We start from the raw sequence: 22,730 nt of genomic DNA, 5'->3' as shown, positions 1-22,730 counted from the left end.
TGCAAATCGGCAGAAAACCCGCAAGATGAGCCCGGCATGCGCTTAAGCGCTTAACAAAACAACGGCCGCCACCCTCGCCGGCAGACTCTCTGCCGTTGCCCCGCCGCAAACGGGCCCGACAGTGACATACACGCTAACAAATAACCCGACGTTGCCCCTACGGTTATCGTCGCGCTGCCGGGGCATTGCTCTGTATTCTCACTGGTTTCCCCCACTCTCCCGGAGAATCAGGATGTTTAAACTTAACCCACAATCTACCGCGCTGGTACTTATCGATCTTCAGGAAGGGATTCTGCCCTTCGCCGGGGGTCCGCACACCGCTGATGCGGTGGTGGCTAAAGCTGCCGTTCTGGCTGAGAAATTCCGCGCGCTGAACGCGCCGGTGGTGCTGGTGCGCGTTGGCTGGTCGGCCGATTTTGCCGAAGCCCTGAAGCAGCCGGTAGATGCCGCTCATCCGGGCGGTGCGCTGCCGGAAAACTGGTGGACCTTCCCGCCCGCACTGGGCGCGCAGCACGGCGATATTCAGGTGACCAAACGCCAGTGGGGCGCATTTTACGGTACCGATCTCGAACTGCAGCTGCGCCGTCGCGGTATCGACACCATCGTGCTGGGTGGTATCTCGACCAATATCGGCGTGGAATCCACCGCGCGTAACGCCTGGGAACTGGGTTTCAATCTGGTGATCGCTGAGGATATTTGCAGCGCCGGCAGCAGCGAACAGCACCGCAGCAGCGTGGAGTGGATCTTCCCGCGCATCGCCCGGGTGCGCCAGTCTGACGAGGTGATCGCCGCGCTGTAACCTGCCCGCGACCGGAGGGACCCGGTCCTGACAAATTTGCACTCACCCCGCCACACCGCTACAGTCGCTCAATCAAAATGTAACAGGATTTATGATGACGCCGCTCTATCTTGGGCTGCCGCAGTGGCAGCATCCGCAGTGGAAAAAGCTGGGTATGACTACGCTGGAAGATTACGCCCGCTATTTTAACTGCGTCGAGGGTAACACTACGCTGTACGCCCTGCCGCGCCCGGAGGTGGTCCAGCGCTGGCGCGCGATGACCCACGATGATTTTCGTTTCTGCTTTAAGTTTCCCGCCACCATCAGCCATCAGGCGGCGCTAAAGCAGTGCGGCGACTTAACGGCGGAGTTCTTTGCGCTGATGGAACCGCTGGCCGGTCGCCTGGGCCAGTACTGGCTTCAGCTGCCCGCCGCTTTCTCGCCTGCCGATTTGCCCGCGCTGTGGGCCTTCCTGGACGCGCTGCCCGGCGAATTTCATTACGGCGTGGAGGTACGGCATGCGGAGTTCTTTGCCAAAGGCGAAGTGGAGCGCGCGCTGAACCGCGGGCTCCACCAGCGCGGCGTCAACCGGGTGATCCTCGATACCCGCGCGGTGCATGCGGCTAAGCCCACAACGCCGGCGATCGTGGACGCACAGCGGAAAAAACCAAAGCTCCCTGTTCACGCGGTGATCACCGCCAGCGAGCCGATGATCCGCTTTATCGGCGGTGACAATCCGCAGGCGAATCTGCACGACTTCCGCGCCTGGCTTACCCGCCTGCCGGAATGGTGCCAGACTACTCGCCCGTGGCTGTTTATTCACACCCCGGACATTGCCTTTGCCCCGGATCTGGTGCGTTATTTATGGCCCGACCTGCAAAAGGCGCTGCCGCAGCTGGGCGATGTGCCCGACTGGCCACAGCAGGAAACGCTATTCTGAGCAATCGGATAGCGGACGAGAAGACAGTCTTAATAATGCCCGCTATGATAGCCGCAAGATAATTCTTACATCATGGAGTGAGTCATGGTCAGCGCTCTCTACGTCGTTTTTGGCGCGTTGTTGATTATTAAATTTTCACTGGATGTGGTGCGACTGCGCAGACAGTACCGTATTTCGCTTGGCGACGGCGGGGTATCGGACCTACAGCTGGCTATCCGTATCCACGGCAATGCCGTGGAATATATTCCACTGGCAACGCTGCTGCTGGTGGTGATGGAAATGAACGGTGCCGATATCTGGCTGATCCACCTGCTGGGCCTGTTTTTCTTCTTCGGCCGCCTGCTGCATGCCTGGGGCCTGCGCAGCCGCACGATGCTGTGGCGCCGCAACGGCATGGTCCTGACGTTATTAACGCTGGTGGGGATGATCGTCGTTAACCTGATCTTCCTGCCGTGGGATCTGGTTCTGACCCTGCATTAACGATTTCCCGCACCGCTGGCAGAAAAGATGCAGCCCGCCTCGCTTTCTGCCAGAATATGCGCTTTCCGTTAGCTTCCTCCGGACTTACCACTATGTCTAACCGCGATACGCTGTTCTCAGCGCCCGTTGCCAAACTCGGCGACTGGACCTTTGACGAACGCGTTGCTGAAGTCTTTCCAGACATGATTCAGCGCTCCGTGCCCGGCTACTCCAACATTATTTCGATGATCGGAATGTTGGCCGAGCGATTTGTACAGCCCGACTCCCACGTCTACGATCTGGGCTGTTCGCTGGGCGCGGCCACGCTGTCCGTACGCCGTAATATTCAGGTTCCCGGCTGCAAAATTATTGCCGTGGATAACTCCCCGGCGATGGTCGAACGCTGCCGCCGCCATATCGATGCCTTCCGCGCCGACACGCCGGTTGAGGTGATTGAGGCCGATATCCGCCAGATCCCGCTGGAAAATGCCTCGCTGGTGGTACTGAACTTTACTCTGCAGTTCCTGGCACCGGAAGAGCGCCAGCAGCTATTAAACACCATTTATCAGGGGCTGAAGCCCGGCGGCGCGCTGGTGCTGTCCGAGAAGTTCAGCTTCGAAGATGCCGACGTCGGCGAACTGCTGTTCAATATGCACCACGACTTCAAGCGGGCCAACGGCTACAGCGAACTGGAAATCAGCCAGAAGCGCAGCATGCTGGAAAACGTGATGCTGACCGACAGCGTGGAAACCCATAAGGCGCGCCTGCGTCAGGCCGGTTTCCAGCACGCTGAAGTCTGGTTCCAGTGCTTTAACTTTGGCTCGCTGGTCGCGCTAAAGGCGGGTGAGGCCTGATGGATTTCGGAAATTTTTATCAACTTATCGCCAAAGGCCCACTGGCCCCGTGGCTGGAAACCCTGCCCGCGCAGATTGCCGCCTGGCAGCGTGAATCACTGCACGGCCATTTTAAAAACTGGGACCGTTCGGTTGAATACCTGCCTTCCCTGACGCCGGAAAAGCTGGATCTGCTGCACAGCGTCAGCGCCGACAGCAGCCAGCTGACCGATCGCCAGCGCGGTGGCATTGAAAAGCTGCTGCGCAATCTGATGCCGTGGCGCAAAGGCCCGTACTCGCTGTACGGCGTGAATATTGATACCGAATGGCGTTCGGACTGGAAGTGGGAGCGCGTATTGCCGCATATTTCCCCGCTGGCCGGACGCACGGTGCTGGACGTCGGCTGCGGTAGCGGCTACCACATGTGGCGCATGATTGGCGCGGGCGCACATCTGGTGGTCGGTATCGATCCGATGCAGCTGTTCCTGTGCCAGTTCGAAGCGGTGCGTAAACTGCTGGGCGGCGACCAGCGCGCGCACCTGCTGCCGCTGGGGATTGAGCAGCTTCCTGAACTGAAAGCGTTTGATACGGTGTTTTCGATGGGGGTGCTCTATCACCGCCGCTCTCCGCTCGATCACCTCTATCAGCTGAAAAACCAGCTGGTCAGCGGCGGCGAGTTGGTGCTGGAAACGCTGGTGATTGAGGGTGATGACCAGCAGGTGCTGGTGCCCGGTGAACGCTACGCGCAGATGCGCAACGTCTACTTTATTCCGACCACCGGAGCGTTAAAAAACTGGTTGGAGAAGTGCGGTTTTGTCGACGTGCGCATTGCCGATTATTCGGTAACCAGCACCGACGAGCAGCGCCGCACCAGCTGGATGACCAGCGAGTCGCTGGCCGAGTTCCTCGATCCCAACGATCCTACCAAAACCGTTGAAGGCTACCCGGCTCCGCTGCGCGCGGTGCTGGTGGCGACCAAACCCTGATCCACGGTACACAGGCAGGCCCGAGGGCCTGTCTCTACACTCTGCAATGATGCCGGCAATTCCTTCCCGTAGTTATCCTGATCTGGCTCAATGAGAATAATAACTTTCTCGGAAAGCACGTTTTTCAATAACATTACGATTGCCAAAACGTTACGGTAGTGACCAGAAACAATTTCATTCACCTGAACGGAGTATCTGGTATGAGTAAATTTGTTTTTTCTTCCCCACGTAAATATATCCAGGGCGCAGGCATGATTACCCAGCTGGGTGAGAATCTGGCCGACCTGGGCAACAGCGCATTTATCGTCGCCGATAAGATTGTCTGGGGGCTAATCGGTAAGCAGGTCCGGGAGTCCCTGACTGCCAGCCACGTCGAGTTTCACTACGAAGAGTTCAACGGTGAAGCCTCCAGCAATGAAATCACCCGCCTGGCGAGACTGGCAAAAAACAGCGGTACCGCCGTGGTGGTCGGTCTTGGCGGCGGGAAAACGCTGGATACTGTGAAAGCCGTCGCCGATGAGCTGAAACAGCCGGTCGCCATTGTGCCCACCGTGGCTTCAACCGATGCGCCGTGCAGCGCGCTGTCGGTGATTTACTCCGACACCGGGGTCTTCGAAAGCTACCGCTTCTACAGTAAAAACCCGGACCTGGTGCTGATTGATACCCAGGTCTGCGCGCGTGCCCCGGTGCGTCTGTTCGCTTCCGGCATTGCCGATGGACTGGCAACCTGGGTTGAGGCACAGGCGGTCAAGCGCTCGCACAGCAAATCAATGGTGAACGGCGATCCGACCATTGCCGGACTGGCGATTGCGGAAGCCTGTGAAAAAACGCTGCTGACCTACGGCCTGAGCGCCTATGAAGCGGTGGCAAAACAGCTGGTGACCCCGGCGGTGGAAGCCGTGGTGGAGGCCAATACCCTGCTTTCCGGGCTGGGCTTCGAAAACGCCGGACTGGCGGGCGCACATGCGATCCACAACGGTTTCACCGCCGTTGACGGTGACATCCACCACCTGACCCACGGTGAAAAAGTGGCCTACGGCACGCTGACCCAGATGGTGCTGGAGCAGCGTCCTGATGAAGAGATTGCCCGCTACGTACGTTTCTATCGCGCCATTAAAATGCCGACCACGCTGAAAGAGCTGCATCTGGAAAATACCAGTTGGGAAAGCCTGTTGAAAATCGGCGAGCTGGCCAACAGCGACGGCGATACGCTGAAAAACCTCAACCCGAACCTCAGCGCCGAAGATATCGCCAACGCCATTCTGGCCGTCGATACCTTCAGTCAGTCGGTGAAATAATCCTGCCCGGGACCGGCCTTACGGCTGGTCCCAGTATTCATAACGGCTGGCGGCGGCAATATTGCGCCGGTACATGCCCACGGCCGACACTTCCATCTCCCGCGAATAGCTCAGCGTACAGTTTCCCCGTTCGTCCCACAGCTGGCACACATCCAGGGTGGTGGTGGCGCTGAACGGGTTGTATTCGCTGATATTCACCCCCAGTTCGCGTCCCTGCTTATCGTAGTTCCACTGAATCGTGCTGCGCTCCGAGCCTGACGTCAGCAGCTGATTTTTTTCATTCCAGCGATAAACATATTCGCCGTTACTGCTGCCGTCCGTACCCCGGGCGACGCTGCGGATCAATCGGCCACGGCGGTCATAATCGTTTACGGTTTCCGTAAAACCGTCTTCACCCTGCATAACAAACTGCTCGGAGGCGCTGGTAATGCTGCCGTTACGCCCGGAAAAATAGAGCGTGGTGCCCTGCTTGTGATGCAGCACCGCTTCGGCATTATCGCGCAGGGCATAGACGGTAATGTCATAGCGCGCCTGCCAGCCGACCTTCACCCGCTCGATTTTCATATCGAGCTTCAGTCGGGTATTGGCGTCCTGCTTGTCGTAGCTGATATCGGCCTGCGTCAACACGCCACAGCGGTCAAACTTTCCCAGCAGGCGCTTTTGCTGATCGACATCTTTGCCGAACTCGCCGACGATAAACTGTTTCATCGGCCCTTTGGCGGTGCCGCCCAGCAGCAGCAGATTGTTGTTATCGTTAATCTGCTGCTGATTCACCGCGCAGCGGGGGGATTGAACCTTTGTTTTGTTTGGTGCTGCAGCGGTCGTCTGCATTACCAGTAAACCTGACATCAGGACCAGGACACAGCTCGTCTTCCTCGTTCTCATCACGACTCTCGCAACAGTCTGAAAACCCATAGGGATAAGTGTATAAGCAACCGCCGTCCGTCGGCATAGCCTTGATGCGTTAACGGCAAAAAAAACCCCAACAAATCATGCTGGGGTCTGGTACTTGCAAACATCACGTCAGGGTTCGGCGTGCTGCGCGGCAAAATCTTTTCTCGTCAGGCCACCCGGATCGGCGAACCCAGAGTGATGACGCTTTTCATCGCTTCCACTACGTCACCGTCAACCACACTGCGGCTAAACTCATCGTTTTCAGCCTCAGAACACATGGAAACACCGGCTTTCCGGTAACGCATGGATGAAGAAATTCGCTGGCTGGCGGAGCTGTGCAGTTCAGTAATGCCCGCATCAATGAACTTTTGCAGATTGCTCAGGCGCACTCCTGCACCTGCCATGATTTTTGGACCACGTGTGATACGGGTAAGTTCCCTTAACAGTGGTAATCCGCTTTCGGCGCTCTGCTGCTGACCGGAGGTCAGGATCCTCGCCACACCTAGCTCCGTCAGCTGTTCCAGCGCCATCAGCGGGCTGTGGCAGAGATCGAAGGCGCGATGAAAGGTCACCTCCATCCCGGCGCATAAAGGCATTATTTGCAACATGCGCGGCAGATCGATATGCCCGTCGAGATCCAAAATCCCCACCACCACGCCGGGGAATCCTGACTCGCGAATAAAGGCAATATCCGATTTGATCTGCTCAAATTCCGTGACACTGTAACAAAAGTCGCCACTGCGCGGACGCACGATTGGATGTACGGGTATGGACACGTGCGCCCTTGCGGCCATCAGTGCCCCCGCAGACGGGGTTAATCCTCCCTCCGCTGGGGACGCGCAAAGCTCAATTCGATCGGCACCGGCTTGCTCCGCCACCCGTGCGCAATCCACCCCATAGCAGCATACTTCCAGTTTTTGCATTCCGTTCTCCTGATAATTACTGCTGGCTGGTTGTTTATTCACAATCAGGGCTTTAGTCTGAAGTGATGCAATACAGGTGTTTATTTTAACGGGAATCATTAGCATGGCATTCGATTTTGACCAACGGATAGACCGCCGTCACAGCGATAGTCTTAAATGGAGAAAATATGGTGATCGGGATATCCTTCCGCTGTGGGTTGCCGATACCGATTTTCGTTCGGCAGACTGTATTACGACAGCGCTTCAGCAGCGTATTGCTCATGGCGTGTTTGGTTACGGATTTCCGTCAGAAGCGCTGATCGAAGTTATTGTTGAGCGCATGTCTCACCGCTATGGCTGGCAGATCCAGCCCGAGTGGCTGGTCTTTTTACCCGGCGTGGTCTGCGGCCTGAACCTCTGCGTACGGGCCTTTACCTCACCGCAGCAAAGTACCCTTGCCCCGACGCCGATCTATCCTCCTTTCCGTCAGGCGGCAAAACTGGCCGATCGTGCGCAGATGAATATCCCTCTGCGGCTGCAGGAGCAGCGCTGGGTGCTGGATCTGGAGGCGCATGAGTCTCAGCTGAACGGCAGCGAAAAGCTGCTGATGCTGTGCAATCCTCAAAACCCCGGCGGCACGGTATATCGCCGCGAAGAACTGGAGGCGCAGCTGCGGTTCGCCCAGCGCCACGATCTGATTGTCTGTTCAGACGAGATCCACTGCGATCTGCTGCTGGAACCCGGCGCGAAGCACATCCCGTTTGCCAGCCTGAGCGAAGATGCCGCTCAGCGATCCATCACCCTGATGTCACCCTCGAAAACCTTCAATATCGCAGGGCTGGGCGCGTCGGTGGCGATTATTCCCAACCGCGAACTGCGTGAACGTTTTTCCCGCGAGCGCAAAGGCATGGTGCCGGATGTTGACGTACTGGCCTACGTCGCCGCCACCGCCGCCTGGCGCGACGGACAGCCGTGGCTTGACGAGCTGCTGGTCTACCTGAAGCGTAACCGCGATACCCTGGTCAATCATATCAATACCCTGCCGACGCTGAGAATGGTGTCGCCGGAAGGCAGCTACCTCGGCTGGATTGATGCCGGAGGGCTGGATGTCGCCAACCCGCAGCAGTTCTTTGAACGCCACGGGCTGGGATTTTCTGCGGGGAGCGATTTTGGCGATGACCGCTTTGTGCGCATCAATTTCGGCTGCCATCGCCTGCTGCTGGATGAGGCGCTGCGCCGCATGACGCTGGCGGTTTCTTCGCGAGACCAGGCAGGCTGGTAATTGAAAACGCCACCGCAGCAGGCCGATTGACACTGCTGGCTATTGATTGCGGCGTTGACTCCGGCCCGGCCCGCTCATCAGCCCTCGCCGGTTTCACTGGCGACGACCTCCTTCAGGCTCCACGGATGGAACTTGATCGTCACCTTGCCGTCGGTCACCGCCAGTGTCGGATTCGGCAGGCGTTCGCCCTCCCCCTTTGGCGCGCTGCTTTTTACCGAAATGCCCTGCTGAATCAGCCCTTCATCCGCCATCAGCGCCAGCGCGCGTGACCCCAACTGTGCCTCATCGCCGCGCAGCACAATCTCAACGTGCTCCCAGCCCTCGTGGCGATACAGTTTTGCCCCGGGCCACGGCAGTTCTACCACGCTAATCTGCCACGGACCCACGCTCAGCGGCGTTTGCAGTTCAAACAGCGCAATCGGCCTGTCGGCAATCTGCTTCTCTGAGAACAGCGTGCCGCACTGCAAAAGCCCCTGCTTCCAGCGCTCGGCGGTGGTGTTCTGATGGCAGCGGACCGCAATGTGATCGGCCTCCAGCCCGGTCAGATCCAGGCCAAGACGCCCGGCCAGATGGTTGAGGTCGTTGACGAAACGCGCCAAATCCGCGCTTAAATCCTGCAGTTCAGGCTGAGTAGTGATATCGGTCATCTGAAAATCCCTGGGTACGGCTCCGCCCTCGCCGTGACGGCATCTGGCGCGGAACCTGCTTTCTGTCATGGCGCGTATGTTACCCGAAATGACGGCAAAAGCTTACCCCCGTCATCGCGTTAAGGTTCCTGGAAAAACGCGCGCTAAATGCAGTATACTTCTCCCCTTGTTTTTTTAGCGGTGCAGGCTGCGGGTGCGTTTCCCCCGCTGGCGGCCTCGCGAACGCGGCCCGCCCCTTTGCGTGCGGGCGTCTTCAGCATAATTAAGGTAACTCGGTGAATATTCAGGCCCTTCTCTCAGAAAAAGTCAGTCAGGCGATGATCGCAGTGGGTGCTCCAGCGGACTGCGAGCCTCAGGTGCGTCAGTCTGCCAAAGTGCAGTTTGGTGATTATCAGGCAAACGGCATGATGGCCGTGGCGAAATCACTGGGCATGCCGCCACGACAACTGGCAGAAAAGGTGCTGGAACAGCTGGATCTGAACGGCATTGCCCGCAAGATTGAGATCGCCGGACCGGGCTTTATCAATATCTTCCTTGAGCCCGCCTGGCTGGCTGAGCAGATCGACAGCGTGCTGGCGGCGCCAAAGCTTGGCGTGACGCCCGTTAAGCCGCAGACTATCGTTATCGACTACTCCGCGCCGAACGTGGCAAAAGAGATGCACGTGGGTCACGTGCGTTCCACCATCATCGGTGACGCTGCGGTACGCACGCTGGAATTCCTTGGCCACAACGTCATTCGCGCTAACCACGTTGGCGACTGGGGCACGCAGTTCGGCATGCTGATTGCCTTCCTGGAAAAGCAGCAGAACGAGCATCACGATGATATCGCGCTGGCCGATCTGGAAGCCTTCTACCGTGAAGCTAAGCGGACCTACGACGAAGATCCGGTCTTTGCCGAGCGCGCCCGCGGCTACGTGGTAAAACTACAGGGTGGCGACGAGAACTGCCGCGCCATGTGGAAAAAACTGGTTGATATCACCATGTCGCAAAACCAGCTGATTTACGACCGCATGAACGTGACTCTGACGCGTAAAGATGTGATGGGTGAAAGCCTGTATAACGCGATGCTGCCGGGTATCGTGGCCGATCTGAAGGCCAAAGGCATGGCGGTCGAGAGTGAAGGCGCGACGGTCGTGTTCCTTGATGAGTATAAAAACAAGGAAGGCGAACCGATGGGCGTGATCATCCAGAAAAAGGATGGCGGCTACCTGTACACCACCACCGATATCGCCTGCGCCAAATACCGCTATGAAACCCTGCATGCCGATCGCGTGCTGTACTACATCGACTCGCGCCAGCATCAGCACCTGATGCAGGCCTGGACCATCGTGCGTAAAGCGGGCTACGTGCCGGATTCCGTGCCGCTGGAACACCATATGTTCGGCATGATGCTGGGTAAAGACGGTAAGCCGTTTAAAACCCGCGCGGGCGGCACCATCAAGCTGTCCGATCTGCTGGATGAAGCGGTGGATCGCGCCACTAAACTGGTCGCGGAAAAGAACCCGGATATGCCCGCCGATGAGCTGAACAAGCTGGCGAACATTGTCGGTATCGGCGCGGTTAAATACGCCGATCTGTCTAAAAGCCGCACCACCGACTACATCTTCGACTGGGACAATATGCTGGCGTTTGAAGGTAACACCGCGCCGTATATGCAGTACGCCTATACCCGCGTGCTGTCGGTGTTTCGTAAAGCGGGCATCGATGAGAACGGCATTAGCGGTACCACGCGGATCGCTGAAGATCGTGAAGCCGCGCTGGCCGTGCGCCTGCTGCAGTTCGAAGAAACCATCACCCAGGTGGCCCGCGACGGAACGCCGCACGTGATGTGTGCCTATCTGTACGATCTGGCCGGTCTGTTCTCCGGCTTCTACGAGCACTGCCCGATCCTCAGCGCGGACGATGAAGCGACCAAACAGAGCCGTCTGCGCCTGGCGCTGCTGACCGCGAAAACGCTGAAGCAGGGTCTGGATACGCTGGGTATTGAAACCGTCGAGCGCATGTAATGTCGGCGCGGCAGCAGGCCGGTTGCGCGCCTGCTGCCCTGACGTAAAAAACCCCAGCCGGGTGGATTCGGCTGGGGTTTTTTATTGCTTCTCGATCAGGCCAGTCGGGTGAAGCTCACGACCTTCTTTTCTTCGCTCTCCCGCTCGCTGCGCGGTTTCAGCGCCAGCAGATCCTGCAGATAGCTCTTACGCCAGTGAGTAATATCATTCTGCCGCAGCACCGCCATCATATCGTTGTAGCGCGAAATACGTTCGGTGCGTGACATAGTCAGGGCGCGATCCAGCGCTGCCGCGACCTCATCACGATCGTACGGATTGACGATCAGCGCCGACGTTAGTTCGTTCGCCGCCCCGGCGAAGCGCGACAGCACCAGCACGCCGGGATCGTCCGGATCCTGAGCGGCAACGTACTCTTTTGCCACCAGATTCATCCCGTCACGCAGCGGCGTCACCAGCCCGATATCGGTCAGGCGGAAAATTTTCATCAGTAAACGCCGGTCAAAGTGCTGATTCAGGTAGTAAAGCGGCGTCCAGCCGAGAGTGCCGTATTTGCCGTTGATCCGCCCCGCCTCGGTTTCCAGCTGGTGGCGGATATCCTGATAGGCCTGCACATCGCCGCGTGACGTCGGGGCGATCTGCGAGTAGCGGATTTTCCCGCGGTGCTGCGGGAAGTTTTCCAGCAGCGCTTCATAGGCGAGGAAGCGTTCCGGCAGCCCTTTGGAATAATCCAGCCGCTCGCAGGCAATAATGTTCTGCGCATCGCCGAGATCTTTCTTCATCGCCACCATTTTCGGCGGCAGCGGGCCTTCAGCCATCTCTTTAATACTGTCCGGCTCAATCCCTATCGGATACACCTCGGTAGAAAAGCGATTGCCGAAGGCACGATGCTGTTTCCCGTCGGTTTGCAGCGCCGTCAGCAGCGAAACACACTCCAGGAAGGCAATGCGGTCGCTTTCGGTCTGGAAGCCCAGCAGATCGTAGTCACACATCATTTCTAACAGCGCGGCATGCGGCGGCAGCGCGTTGAAGATTTCCGGCGTCGGAAACGGAATGTGCAGGAAGAAACCAATGCGGTTGGTGACGCCCAGTTCACGCAGTTCGGCGGCAAACGGCAGCAGATGATAGTCATGGATCCACAGCACGTCGTCCGGCTTGAGCAACGGCAGCAGTCGCTGCGCCAGCTGCTTATTGACCCGGCTATAGCCTTCCCAGGCTTCGCGCTGGAAATTCACCAGATCAAGACGATAGTGGAAAGCGGGCCACAGCACCGCATTGGAAAACTGCAGATAGTAGAGATCGTAATCATTTTGATTCAGACCAAAAGATGCGTAGGTGATGCCGTCCTGTTCCAGCATCGACAGTTCATCATCCTCTTCACCGATTTCGTTAATGTTACCGTTCCATCCGTACCAGACGCCGCCGGTGCTTTTCAGTGCATCAACGATGCCCACCGTTAGGCCACCGGCGCTGACCTTGCTGCCATCGGGAACCGCAATTCGATTCGATACGACCACTAAACGACTCATAACGTTTTACTCCTTACCGACGCCTGCGCGCCCTGATCTAATTTTAATCTTGTGAGTTCCAGCCAGTGCCACACCGCAGGCACGTCCGGCAAATAGCCGCGTGCTTCGCTGGTGCCTGCACCCACCTTCACGGAAACGCCCTCCATTGCGTTAACAACCTTAAATCCGGCCTCATCGGTCAAATCATCCCCGACAAAAACCGGGATGCGTCCTGAGAACGGCGGCTGTTTCATAAAGTGGTTAATCGCCGCGCCTTTGCTGACGCCATCAGGCTTCAGCTCAATCACGCATTTCCCCGGCTGCTGAACCAGTTCGGGAAAGCGGGCAACCAGCCCATCCGCCAGCTGTTGAATCGCCTGCTGATGCTGCGGCGCACGCCTGTAGTGCAGTGCAAACGCCATACCTTTGCTCTCCAGCTGGGTGCCGGGCAGCGCGGCGATGGCCGGTTCCAGCTCGGCGGTCAGCGAACGCACCGTTTCAGGGGATAAGGCAATACGATCAATGTTCCCCTGGCCGTCGCGCCGTTCGGCACCGTGTACGCCCGCCAGCACCAGTGAAAGCGGCTCCACCAGCAGATCCAGCTCACGCATGGGTCGCCCTGAAATCAGCGCTAATGCGCCCTCACTGTGGGCGGCGAGCCGCGCCAGGTTGTCGCGCACTTCCGCCGGAATACTGACGTCCTCGGGGCGAGATTTAATCGCCGCCAGCGTGCCATCGACATCAAAAAAAAATGCATAACGTGCCGGTTCCAGTGGGGGAACGAATTCTGTTTTTCTCACACATTCCTCCTGATGAGACATAGGAAACCCTCCCGCGCATATGAGAGGAAAAATTCGGTGAAATAGCGGTCGCCGGGCAGGATAAAACGGTCTGAATGGGGGTAATGCTCGACTACGATGTTTCTCTCCCTGAAGAAAATCAGACTCTGTGCGATGGAGTACTACCCTCATCCCCGACGCCCCTCAATGCGCATAACGTCAGCATTCAGTATAGTCAGGGATCGGGAGGCCGCCAGGTTTAGTGATAAATCAGTGGCTTCGCGTCAGGAATAACAACGGACGGATCGACCAGGACTCATCCCGCTAATCCGCCCGCGTTCGCAACGGGTATACTCATTTCGTTCAGATAATACTTATTCCGTAAACCAGAGGATTTCCCGGTGATTAAATTCAGCGTGCTTTACCCCAACCGCAGCGACGCCCACTTTGACCATGACTATTACCGCGATGTGCATCTGCCGCTGATTAAAACGCGGATGGGTGACGCCTGCCTCTCTTATGAGATCGATAAACCTTTAGCTGAAGACGCGCCGTTTATCGCCGCCTGCCATATTTACTGTGCAAGCCTCGAGGTGTTTCAGCAGGTAATGACCCCGCACGCGGAAGAATTTACCGCCGACGTGGCGAACTTTACCAACGTGACATCGGTGAAGTTTATTTCTGAGGTGGTGGTGAAGGGATAACCGCGTGAGCGGGCAGAGCAGGAGCAGGAGCAGGAAGCTGAATATACATAAAGCAATGAACGCCAGCCCGTAAACAAACAGGCGGACCCGTGAGGTCCGCCCGTCAGCACGATGACAGCGATTACAGCAGTTTTCTTTCCGCCAGATCCAGCGCGAAGTAGCTGAAGATAATATCCGCACCCGCACGTTTAATCGCGCCCAGACTTTCCAGCACCACGTCGGTTTCACTGATGGCTCCGGCCTGCGCGGCAAACTTAATCATCGCGTATTCACCGCTCACCTGGTAGGCGGCCAGCGGCAGGCGGCTGTTCTCGCGCACGTCGCGCAGAATATCCAGATAGGCACCCGCCGGTTTGACCATCAGCGCGTCGGCACCTTCGGCTTCATCGATCAGCGACTCGCGGATCGCTTCACGGCGGTTCATCGGGTTCATCTGATAGGTTTTACGATCGCCCTTCAGCGAGGTTCCGGCCGCTTCACGGAACGGGCCGTAGAAGGACGAGGCGAATTTAGTGGAGTAAGACATGATGGCCGTGTCGGTGAAACCGGCGGCATCCAGCGCGGCGCGGATCGCGGCAACCTGGCCGTCCATCGCCGCCGAAGGGGCGATAAAGTCGGCACCGGCCTGCGCGGCCACGACCGCCTGCTTGCCGAGGTTAATCAGCGTCGCGTCGTTATCCACGCCGTGGTCGTGCAGCACGCCGCAGTGGCCGTGGCTGGTATATTCACAGAAGCAGGTATCGGACATCACAATCATCTCCGGTACCGTGTCTTTGCAGATACGCGACATGCGCGCGACCAGGCCGTTCTCATTCCAGGTATCGCTGCCGGTGGCGTCGGTATGATGGGAAATACCAAAGGTCATCACCGAACGCACGCCGGCTTTAGCAATTCGCTCGATCTCATACGCCAGGCGCTTTTCAGGAATACGCATCACGCCCGGCATCGCGGTAATGGGCTTGTAGTCATCCAGCTCTTCTTCAACGAAGATCGGCAGCGCCAGATCGTTCAGGCTGAGGCTGGATTCCTGGAACAGGGAGCGGAGGGAAGCGGACTGGCGTAAGCGTCTTGGACGCTGGATGAGCGAATTTGTGGACAAAACAACCTCGGTTTAACGACTCAGTCACCGGCAAAATCACGCGGCGGTGATGATAAAAGTGAATAGTGCGCTAACACTATACCTCCGGGCGGCAGATGACAATATTTGTGGAAATTACCTGCGCCTCAACGGCACAGAGTGCTTTGTTAGCTACAGAAATTTCACATTATTTTCCCCTTCCCTTCACAGAGGCTGGTATTCTGCTTCGGCTCCTGCCGTTTTGACTTTCATTCTGAACATCAAAGGGAATCAACTATGTCTGACATTCGTCCGCTAAAATTCGTGACTCTGCTCGGCAGCCTGCGCAAGGCCTCGCTGAACGCCATCGTAGCTCACAGCCTGCCCGCACTGGCGCCTGCCGGCGTGGAAATCAGCCCGCTGGGCTCCGTGGCCGACTTCCCCCATTACGATGCCGATATTCAGGCGGAAGGTTTCCCGGAAGCGGTACTGGCTATGGGTGCCGCGATTGCTGACGCAGACGGGGTGATTATCGTTACGCCGGAATATAACTATTCGGTGCCCGGCGCGCTGAAAAACGCCATCGACTGGCTGTCGCGCCTGCCGGACAGCCCGCTGTCGGGTAAACCGCTGGCGATCCAGACCGTGTCACCGGGCGCTATCGGCGGCGCTCGTGCGCAGTATCACCTGCGCCAGAGCCTGGTGTTCCTCAATGCCAACGTGATTAATAAGCCGGAAATCATGATCGGCCAGGCGGGAAGCCGCATCGACGCGGAGCAAGGCACCGTCAGCGATGAGAGCACCCGTCATCATCTGACCGCGCAGCTGGAAGCACTGGCCGCGCTGGCTCGCCGCGCGGGCTGAGCCAACGCCTGCATCAGCCCCTCACGTCGGCGTGGCTACGGCTCGCCGCGCGGGCCGTTCCTACCGAAGCGACGGCATCGCAGTGTTATGGCGGCCCCCTCGGCCAGGTGATTTCAGCAAAAAAAAGCCGGGATAATCCCGGCTTTGACAATGCAGGCGATCAGAAGAAGCCGAGCGGCTGCACGCTGTAGCTGACCAACAGGTTTTTGGTCTGCTGATAGTGATCGAGCATCATTTTATGGGTTTCGCGGCCAATCCCGGATTTTTTATAGCCGCCAAACGCCGCATGCGCCGGATAGAGGTGGTAGCAGTTGGTCCACACTCGCCCGGCCTTAATGGCCCGGCCCACGCGATAGGCCCGGTTGATATCGCGGGTCCAGACGCCCGCCCCCAGGCCATAAATGGAGTCGTTGGCAATCGCAATCGCCTCGGCCTCGTCCTTAAAGGTGGTAATGCCCACCACCGGCCCAAAGATCTCCTCCTGGAACACGCGCATGCTGTTATTACCCTTCAACAACGTCGGCTGGATGTAATAACCACCGTTGAGGTCGTCGGCCAGTTTTTCCACGCCGCCGCCGGTCAGCACTTCAGCGCCCTCTTTCTGCGCGATGTCCAGATAGGAGAGAATTTTGTCGAACTGCTGCTGCGACGCCTGCGCGCCGACCATGGTATCGGTGTCCATCGGATCGCCGCGACGGATGGTTTTCACCCGCTTCATCACCGCCGCCATAAAGGGTTCGTAGATAGACTCCTGCACCAGCGCGCGGGACGGACAGGTACAGACCTCACCCTGATTGAGGAAGCCGAGCACCACGCCCTCCGCCGCCTTTTCGATAAATGAGTCTTCCGCCTGCATGATGTCTTCGAAGAAGATATTCGGCGATTTGCCACCCAGCTCAACGGTAGACGGGATCAGATTTTTCGCCGCCAGCTCCAGAATATGGCCGCCGGTCGCCGTGGAACCGGTAAAGGCCACCTTGGCGATACGCGGATTAGAGGCCAGCGCTTCACCCGCCTCCTTGCCGTAGCCGTGGATCACGTTAAGCACGCCCTTCGGCAGCAGATCGGCAATGACCTCAGCGAACAGCGTGATGGACAGCGGGGTCTGCTCGGCCGGTTTCAGCACCACGCAGTTGCCCGCCGCCAGCGCCGGGGCCAGCTTCCAGGCCGCCATCAGCAGCGGGAAGTTCCACGGGATAATCTGCGCCACCACGCCCAGCGGCTCGTGGAAGTGATAGGCGGCGGTGAATTCATCAATCTCGGCGGCGGTGCCTTCCTGCGCGCGCAGGCAGCCGGCAAAGTAGCGGAAGTGATCCACCGCCAGCGGCATATCGGCGGCCAGCGTTTCACGCACCGGCTTGCCGTTGTCCCAGGTTTCATTGACGGCGAGGTATTCCAGCTTCTCCTCCAGCCGGTCGGCGATTTTCAGCAGGGTCAGAGATCGCGCCTGCACCGACGTTTTTCCCCAGGCATCGGCGGCGGCGTGGGCGGCATCCAGCGCTTTTTCCACGTCGTCTTTATCAGAACGCGGAAACTGGCCGATATCCGATCCGTTGACCGGCGAGGTATTGGTAAAATACTGACCGTTGACCGGCGGCACAAACTCGCCGTTGATGAAGTTGCCATACTGCGATTTAAGCACGATCAGGGAATCTTTACTGCCCGGATAAGCGTAGCGCATCATCGTTCTCCTGTGGAAAGTCACATCGTTCGGCGGCATCTATTAACAATGAAATAACCAATTATTAACATTGTTGATAAAAACGAGAATGTCAGATCGCGCCAGCGGAAACTGTGACGAAGCCGGAAGGAAAAATGGATTTTACGGATCGGATGTGAGGTGGCTCACGCAGAGCCACCCGGTCGATCACAGCTGAGTCAGGCGCGTTTTGCTGCTGGCTGCTGCTGCTGCCAGAAGTCCTGCAACAGCTGGCGCGGCCATTCCGGCTCGGGCTGGTTGTGCATCAGTTTGTTTGCCTGCTCATCGCCCAGGCTGTTATGCAGGCAGGCGGTCATGATCTCACCGGTGAATTCAGGATGGAACTGTACCGACAGCGCCTGCGGGGAATAGCGGATAATCTGGCAGGGCTCCAGCACGGAGCTGGCCAGCACCTGTGCGCCCGGCGGCGGCGTCAGTACCGACTGACGATGGGAAAGCCAGGCGGAAAAATGCGACGGCAGCGAAGCCAGCAGCGGATCCTGATGTCGCGCGGCGGCGGATTCCAACTGCTGCAGTCCGCGTTCCCAGCCGTTGGGATTATCGCCCACTTTGCCGCCCAGCGCGTACGCCATCAGCTGATGCCCGTAACAAACGCCCAGCAGCGGCAGCTTTTCCGCCACCAGATGGCGGACCCAGGCGGCGGTGCGTTCACTCCAGTCGGCGTGGTCGGTCACCATCGCCCAGGAACCGCTAAGAATGGCGGCAGAAATCGTCGCCGGATCGGGCAGCGCCTCGCCGAGGTCCGGGCGTACAACAATATATTCCCCGGCCGACAGGCCCAGCGCCTGCACGAACCACAGCTGCTGATCGCCCACCCGCTCGCTGACCGGCAGCGGCGGCGTTTCAAGTTGGATAATGGCTAACGGTAGCTTCACGCTTATCTCTCCTGGCTGAGTACGATTCCCAGTCCCTTATCCTGACAGTTTGCCTGCTAACTGTCTTATAACTTTTCTGGCAAATTGTAAACAAAGCATCAGGTTAAGCCGCCGCATTTTTCGGGCTTTTCGCGCGATGGCCTGCTGAAAAAAAGTGGCACTTTAGCGCTTCATTTGCTGCATTTCATGCCATGATAATCAGGAGTGAAACGTTATTTTAAGGATCCTGCGGTGGCGCTGCGGCATTTTTTTCTGATACTTCTGGTGGTATCGATCTGGGCATTTAACAATATTGCCATCAAATGGGGCCTGCTGGATCTTCCCCCTCTTCTGCTCACTACCCTGCGGTTTGTGGTGGTGGCGCTGATTCTGGTGCCCTTTACCCGCGTGAATCTCCAACAGCTGCGTTATCTTATCGTTCTGGCGTTTACCTTCGGTTTTATGCACTTCTCGCTGCTGTTTATCAGCCTCAACAATACCGATGCCGGAACGGCGGCGGTGATTGTCCAGCTCGGTACGCCGATTGCCATGCTGCTGGCGATGGTGATCCTGAAAGAGAAGCTGCGACCGATCCAGCTGTTCGGCATCGCGATTTCGCTGAGCGGCGTCGTGGTGCTTTCCGGCAGTCCGACGATCCCGAACTGGTGGGTGCTGGTTCTGCTGCTGCTCAGCGCCTTCGGCTGGGCGATCAGCAATATGATTGTTAAAAAATCGCCGCCAATCAGTCCGATTACCATGACCGGCTGGCTGTCCTTTCTGGCGATCCCCATCGTTGGCTGCGCCTCCTGGCTGACCGAATCCGATCAGCTGACGCTGCTGGTGAATTCTTCGTGGCGCGGCTGGTTCGGCATTCTGTTTAGCGCCATTGGCTCGTCGATTGTCGCCTATTCCCTGTGGTACAGCCTGCTCAAGCATTACAACGTCAACCTGATTATGCCGTATTCCCTGCTGACTCCGGTGCTGGCGGTGATTATGGGCGTGCTGGTGCTGGGTGATGAGATGAACGGCTTTAAGGTCGCAGGTTCGCTGCTGGTGATCCTGGGGACGGCGATTGCGGTCATCAACCTGCGCAACCTGCGCATGCATGCCAAACTGGCGCGCTTCCGCTACGCGGGGCGCAGCAACCGGCGCTAACCCATCCTGGAGGGCACCATGAACGATCGGATAACCGCTGAACTCTGGCAGCATCTGTGGCAGGGGTTACGGAATTCACTCTCTCCGCCACCGCCACTGACGATAACCGGTCGTCAGGCGCTGGTTTCCGCCTATCCGGTCAGCGAACTGGCCACCACCAGCGTTGCGCTGGCCGCTCAGGCCGCCGCCAGTCTGGTGGACGCCCTTCAGCCACTACACGTTGATTGCGCCCTCGCTTCCCGCTGGTTCCAGAACGCGCTGCGCCCCATCAATCGCCAGTCCGCCTCCCTGTGGGATCAGTTTGCCGGGGATTATGCCTGCGCTGAGGGCTGGATCCGCCTGCATACCAATGCGCAGCATCATCGCGAAGCGATGGCACGCGTGCTGGGCAAACACGACAACCGCCAGGCGCTGGCCGCCACGGTGGCGGGATGGGATCGTTTCACCCTGGAACAGGCGGTGGTGGATGCTGGTGGGTGTGCCGCCGCGCTGCGCAGCCTTGAGGATTGGCAGCAGCACCCGCAGGGGCAAAGCGTCAGTCGTGAAGCGCTAATTGAACAAAGCCTGCAACCGTGCGGACCGTCCCCGGAATGGCCTCTGCCCCCTGCCCGACCGCTGCTCGGCGTGCGGGTGCTGGACCTGACGCGGATTATTGCCGGGCCGGTCGCCACCCGCTTTCTCGCCGGGCTGGGTGCCGAGGTACTGCGCATCGATCCGCCGGGCTGGCACGAGCCGTCTTTAGAAGAAGAGGTCAGCCTGGGGAAACGCTGCGCGCGGCTGGATCTGAAATCGGCAGAGGGCCGCCGCCAGTTCGAAGTCCTGCTCGGCCAGTGCGACGTGCTGGTCCACGGCTATCGCGCCGATGCACTGAGCAATCTGGGCTGGGACCCGGAAACCCGGCAAAAACTCAGGCCGGGCCTGATCGACGTCAGCCTGAACGCGTGGGGATGGACCGGGCCGTGGCGTAACCGGCGCGGCTTTGACAGCCTGGTACAGATGGCCTGCGGTATCGCCGATCGCGGACGTCAATGGCAGGGAGGCGATGCGCCGGTGCCGCTGCCGGTGCAGGCGCTGGATCATGCAACCGGCTATCTGATGGCGGCGGCGGTGCTGGAAGGGATGCGTCAGCGGCGGCTGCACGGTACCGGATTCGCCGCCCGCCTGTCGCTGGCGCGCACCGCCTGCCTGCTGTCCGACCATCCTTTGTCTGCAGATGAACAGCCTGCCGGTCTGGGTGCCCGGCAGCCGCAGGATGAGGAACAGGAAATGGTGCTATCAGGCTGGGGAATGGCGGCCCAGCTTCGCGCCCCCTTCTGGCTGCCGGGTACGCCGCTGCTGTGGTCGCGATCGCCTTCACCGCTGGGGTCAGCGGCAGCGGAATGGCTGTCGGTGAGTGAACAGCGTTAGCCTGTAAGCAATTAGAAAATCACGGCAGGATCGAGCCTGAAACAGACACGCAACCAGCCACAACAAGATAGCGCCGGAAGAAAAACACGCAGCGGCCGCAGTAAGACAGCAACTGAAGACTCACGCGCAGCCAGCATTGGGGAGATAACGCCCAGACAGGCTGCGCGGCAAAACGGCACTTACTTGGCTTCGCCGCCCTGCTGCTCTTCCAGTTCGGCCAGCTCATCGCGCATCGCCTGCACGGCTTCACGGCTGATGGCAGCCAGTGTGCGGTAAAACGCCGTTGAGGCATGCGCCTCAACCTTACCGAGAAACGCCCCGCACCACGGCATCAGGAAATCATCAAACAGGGTCACCTGCGCCGAAAACTCATCGGCCTCGGACTGATCTTCCAGCCAGGAAGAGGCCAGCAGCAGCGCACCGAAGTGATCCGCCGGACCTTCACCCAGCGGCATGCCGCGGCTGGTCAGGAAGGCACGCACCTCTGCTTCCTGCGGACCTTCAGGCCACTGCGAACCGTACGGCGGCACCTTGCACTCGCTGCCAACAAACAGCGCGTTATAGTCCGCTGCCAGCAGCTGCGGGTCGCTGTTTTCCTGCAGGCGGGTCAGCAACTCATCCTGCTCCAGCGGCCAGTGCTGCTGCAGCTTGCCTGACTGAAGCAGCGTAAACAGCGGAACCAGCAGCGGATCCTGCGGCTGACGGTTATACAGCGAGCCGAGGATGCGGCAGATGACAGAAAACTCATTCATTAGTTTGATTCCGAAAATGTGACAGGGCTGAATCATACTATAGATTTGGGGGAGGCTGGGGGTGAAAGCGGCGGCAAAAAATCTCAACCGGTATTGCACCTTTTAACCGCCCGGGATTGCCAATCCGTCAGCAATCCCGGGCACTCACACCTTCACCAAAAACTAAAACTCAGCAAACTCTTCAATAGTTTTGCCGGTGCGCAGCGCGAGGAAGTCAAGCAGGCGGCGCGGCGTCACGTTCAGCACGCGGTCTTCCGGGAAATCGACCTCACGCATGATGCGCAGGCAGTGCTCAAAGTTGCCGAGGGTAAAGGCGGTATGGGAATCGGACCCCAGCGCCAGCCAGCCGCCAGCCTCTTTTACCGCTGCCGCAACCGCGCGGCAGTTCGGTTCGCTGCCCTTGCGGGAGGTGGTAAAGGAAGAGTTGTTCAGCTCCAGCGCCACATTGTATTTCGCCGCCGCTTCCGCTACCGCCTGAATATCAATGGGGTATTTCGGGTTTCCCGGGTGGCTGATTATATGCACCAGTCCGTTAGCCATGGTGGCAATCATCGCTTTGGTGTTATTTTCTTTATCCTGCGGCAGCAGTACCGGCTCGTGGAATCCGGCCACGATAATATCGATCGCCTCCAGCATCGGTCCGCTGCAGTCAATTTCGCCCTGGTTATTTTTAATATTCGCTTCAATGCCGCGTAAAATACCCACGCCGTCAATCACCCGCGGCCAGACTCTCATATTCACGAAGTGCCAGTAGTGCGGCGCATCGGCCATATCCGGGCCGTGGTCGGTAATCGCCAGCAGCTTAACGCCACAGGTCTGCGCCTGAAGCACATAGTCGCGCAGCGTGCTGTAGGCATGGGTGCTGGCAACGGTGTGCATATGAAGGTCAACGGGATACATGATTTTCT

General features: G+C 58.4%; 22 protein-coding genes. 12 read left to right on the top strand and 10 right to left on the bottom strand.

The genetic code is table 11. The features are described from left to right. Positions 1-232 precede the first annotated feature (232 nt). From EC836_RS00730 to EC836_RS00705, 6 genes are all read left to right on the top strand, one after another. Positions 233-799 (top strand): hydrolase, encoded by a 567-nt coding sequence (locus EC836_RS00730; RefSeq protein WP_123329155.1) that lies wholly within the window; start codon positions 233-235, stop codon positions 797-799. 94 nt (positions 800-893) lie between these two features. After that, positions 894-1,718 carry a DUF72 domain-containing protein gene (locus EC836_RS00725; protein WP_123329153.1) on the top strand — a complete coding sequence of 275 codons (825 nt, stop codon included), beginning with the start codon at positions 894-896 and terminating at the stop codon, positions 1,716-1,718. A gap of 84 nt (positions 1,719-1,802) precedes the next feature. After that, on the top strand, positions 1,803-2,198 hold the full coding sequence (locus EC836_RS00720; RefSeq protein WP_123329151.1) for an MAPEG family protein: 396 nt from the start codon (positions 1,803-1,805) through the stop codon (positions 2,196-2,198). 92 nt (positions 2,199-2,290) lie between these two features. Continuing rightward, positions 2,291-3,031, top strand: coding sequence for a carboxy-S-adenosyl-L-methionine synthase CmoA (gene cmoA / locus EC836_RS00715; protein ID WP_123329149.1), 741 nt, complete (start codon positions 2,291-2,293; stop codon positions 3,029-3,031). After that, complete coding sequence (gene cmoB / locus EC836_RS00710; RefSeq protein ID WP_199734982.1) at positions 3,031-3,996, top strand: tRNA 5-methoxyuridine(34)/uridine 5-oxyacetic acid(34) synthase CmoB; 966 nt, start codon at positions 3,031-3,033, stop codon at positions 3,994-3,996. Before cmoA ends, cmoB begins: the two co-directional genes overlap by 1 nt. A gap of 200 nt (positions 3,997-4,196) precedes the next feature. Further along, a complete protein-coding gene (locus EC836_RS00705) occupies positions 4,197-5,294 on the top strand; it encodes a glycerol dehydrogenase (protein WP_123329144.1) in 1,098 nt (365 codons plus the stop codon). A gap of 18 nt (positions 5,295-5,312) precedes the next feature. Here the strand turns inward: EC836_RS00705 and EC836_RS00700 are convergent, their stop codons facing one another. Both EC836_RS00700 and cutC read right to left on the bottom strand, forming a co-directional pair. Further along, positions 5,313-6,125 (bottom strand): hypothetical protein, encoded by an 813-nt coding sequence (locus tag EC836_RS00700; protein ID WP_148050348.1) that lies wholly within the window; start codon positions 6,123-6,125, stop codon positions 5,313-5,315. Between the two features lie 230 nt (positions 6,126-6,355). Then, on the bottom strand, positions 6,356-7,111 hold the full coding sequence (gene cutC / locus EC836_RS00695) for a copper homeostasis protein CutC (protein ID WP_123329140.1): 756 nt from the start codon (positions 7,109-7,111) through the stop codon (positions 6,356-6,358). 103 nt (positions 7,112-7,214) lie between these two features. Between cutC and EC836_RS00690 the strand changes: the two genes are divergently transcribed. Beyond that, positions 7,215-8,372, top strand: coding sequence for a MalY/PatB family protein (locus tag EC836_RS00690; RefSeq protein ID WP_123329137.1), 1,158 nt, complete (start codon positions 7,215-7,217; stop codon positions 8,370-8,372). 77 nt (positions 8,373-8,449) lie between these two features. Here EC836_RS00690 and EC836_RS00685 read toward each other — a convergent pair whose 3' ends face one another. Beyond that, positions 8,450-9,019, bottom strand: coding sequence for a VOC family protein (locus tag EC836_RS00685; protein ID WP_123329135.1), 570 nt, complete (start codon positions 9,017-9,019; stop codon positions 8,450-8,452). A 275-nt stretch (positions 9,020-9,294) separates the two neighbouring features. On the opposite strand from EC836_RS00685, the gene argS reads away from it, so the two are divergent. Further along, positions 9,295-11,025, top strand: a complete 1,731-nt coding sequence (gene argS / locus EC836_RS00680) for an arginine--tRNA ligase (RefSeq protein ID WP_123329133.1) — start codon at positions 9,295-9,297, stop codon at positions 11,023-11,025. Positions 11,026-11,120: 95 nt separating this feature from the next. On the opposite strand, the gene otsA is transcribed toward argS, so the two are convergent. Then, on the bottom strand, positions 11,121-12,551 hold the full coding sequence (otsA, locus tag EC836_RS00675) for an alpha,alpha-trehalose-phosphate synthase (protein ID WP_123329131.1): 1,431 nt from the start codon (positions 12,549-12,551) through the stop codon (positions 11,121-11,123). Then, positions 12,548-13,351 (bottom strand): trehalose-phosphatase, encoded by an 804-nt coding sequence (gene otsB, locus EC836_RS00670; RefSeq protein ID WP_123329129.1) that lies wholly within the window; start codon positions 13,349-13,351, stop codon positions 12,548-12,550. Before otsB ends, otsA begins: the two co-directional genes overlap by 4 nt. A gap of 359 nt (positions 13,352-13,710) precedes the next feature. Between otsB and EC836_RS00665 the strand changes: the two genes are divergently transcribed. Beyond that, on the top strand, positions 13,711-14,013 hold the full coding sequence (locus EC836_RS00665; protein ID WP_123329127.1) for an EthD family reductase: 303 nt from the start codon (positions 13,711-13,713) through the stop codon (positions 14,011-14,013). 121 nt (positions 14,014-14,134) lie between these two features. Here the strand turns inward: EC836_RS00665 and hemB are convergent, their stop codons facing one another. After that, the gene (hemB, locus tag EC836_RS00660; protein WP_123329125.1) at positions 14,135-15,112 is read right to left on the bottom strand and encodes a porphobilinogen synthase; all 978 of its coding nucleotides are present in this window, start codon (positions 15,110-15,112) and stop codon (positions 14,135-14,137) included. Between the two features lie 255 nt (positions 15,113-15,367). Between hemB and EC836_RS00655 the strand changes: the two genes are divergently transcribed. Further along, positions 15,368-15,934 carry an NADPH-dependent FMN reductase gene (locus EC836_RS00655; protein WP_123329123.1) on the top strand — a complete coding sequence of 189 codons (567 nt, stop codon included), beginning with the start codon at positions 15,368-15,370 and terminating at the stop codon, positions 15,932-15,934. A gap of 160 nt (positions 15,935-16,094) precedes the next feature. Here EC836_RS00655 and EC836_RS00650 read toward each other — a convergent pair whose 3' ends face one another. Together EC836_RS00650 and EC836_RS00645 are read right to left on the bottom strand one after the other, a co-directional pair. Beyond that, on the bottom strand, positions 16,095-17,615 hold the full coding sequence (locus EC836_RS00650; protein WP_123329121.1) for an aldehyde dehydrogenase family protein: 1,521 nt from the start codon (positions 17,613-17,615) through the stop codon (positions 16,095-16,097). 197 nt (positions 17,616-17,812) lie between these two features. Continuing rightward, a complete protein-coding gene (locus tag EC836_RS00645; RefSeq protein ID WP_123329119.1) occupies positions 17,813-18,535 on the bottom strand; it encodes a glutamine amidotransferase in 723 nt (240 codons plus the stop codon). Between the two features lie 225 nt (positions 18,536-18,760). Between EC836_RS00645 and EC836_RS00640 the strand changes: the two genes are divergently transcribed. Further along, entirely contained in the window at positions 18,761-19,663 is a 903-nt protein-coding gene (locus EC836_RS00640) for a DMT family transporter (RefSeq protein WP_123329117.1), read from the top strand. An 18-nt stretch (positions 19,664-19,681) separates the two neighbouring features. Further along, on the top strand, positions 19,682-21,070 hold the full coding sequence (locus EC836_RS00635; RefSeq protein ID WP_123329115.1) for a CoA transferase: 1,389 nt from the start codon (positions 19,682-19,684) through the stop codon (positions 21,068-21,070). A 179-nt stretch (positions 21,071-21,249) separates the two neighbouring features. Here the strand turns inward: EC836_RS00635 and EC836_RS00630 are convergent, their stop codons facing one another. Next, positions 21,250-21,822 carry a molecular chaperone gene (locus EC836_RS00630; protein WP_123329113.1) on the bottom strand — a complete coding sequence of 191 codons (573 nt, stop codon included), beginning with the start codon at positions 21,820-21,822 and terminating at the stop codon, positions 21,250-21,252. Positions 21,823-21,984: 162 nt separating this feature from the next. Further along, positions 21,985-22,722, bottom strand: a complete 738-nt coding sequence (locus EC836_RS00625; protein ID WP_123330700.1) for a phosphatase — start codon at positions 22,720-22,722, stop codon at positions 21,985-21,987. Positions 22,723-22,730: the final 8 nt, after the last annotated feature.

Source organism: Erwinia sp. JUb26 (assembly GCF_003751505.1).
Lineage (GTDB): Bacteria > Pseudomonadota > Gammaproteobacteria > Enterobacterales > Enterobacteriaceae > Erwinia.
Note: the sequence above shows the minus strand (reverse complement) of the source record. Positions and strands in the feature narration are given on the sequence as shown.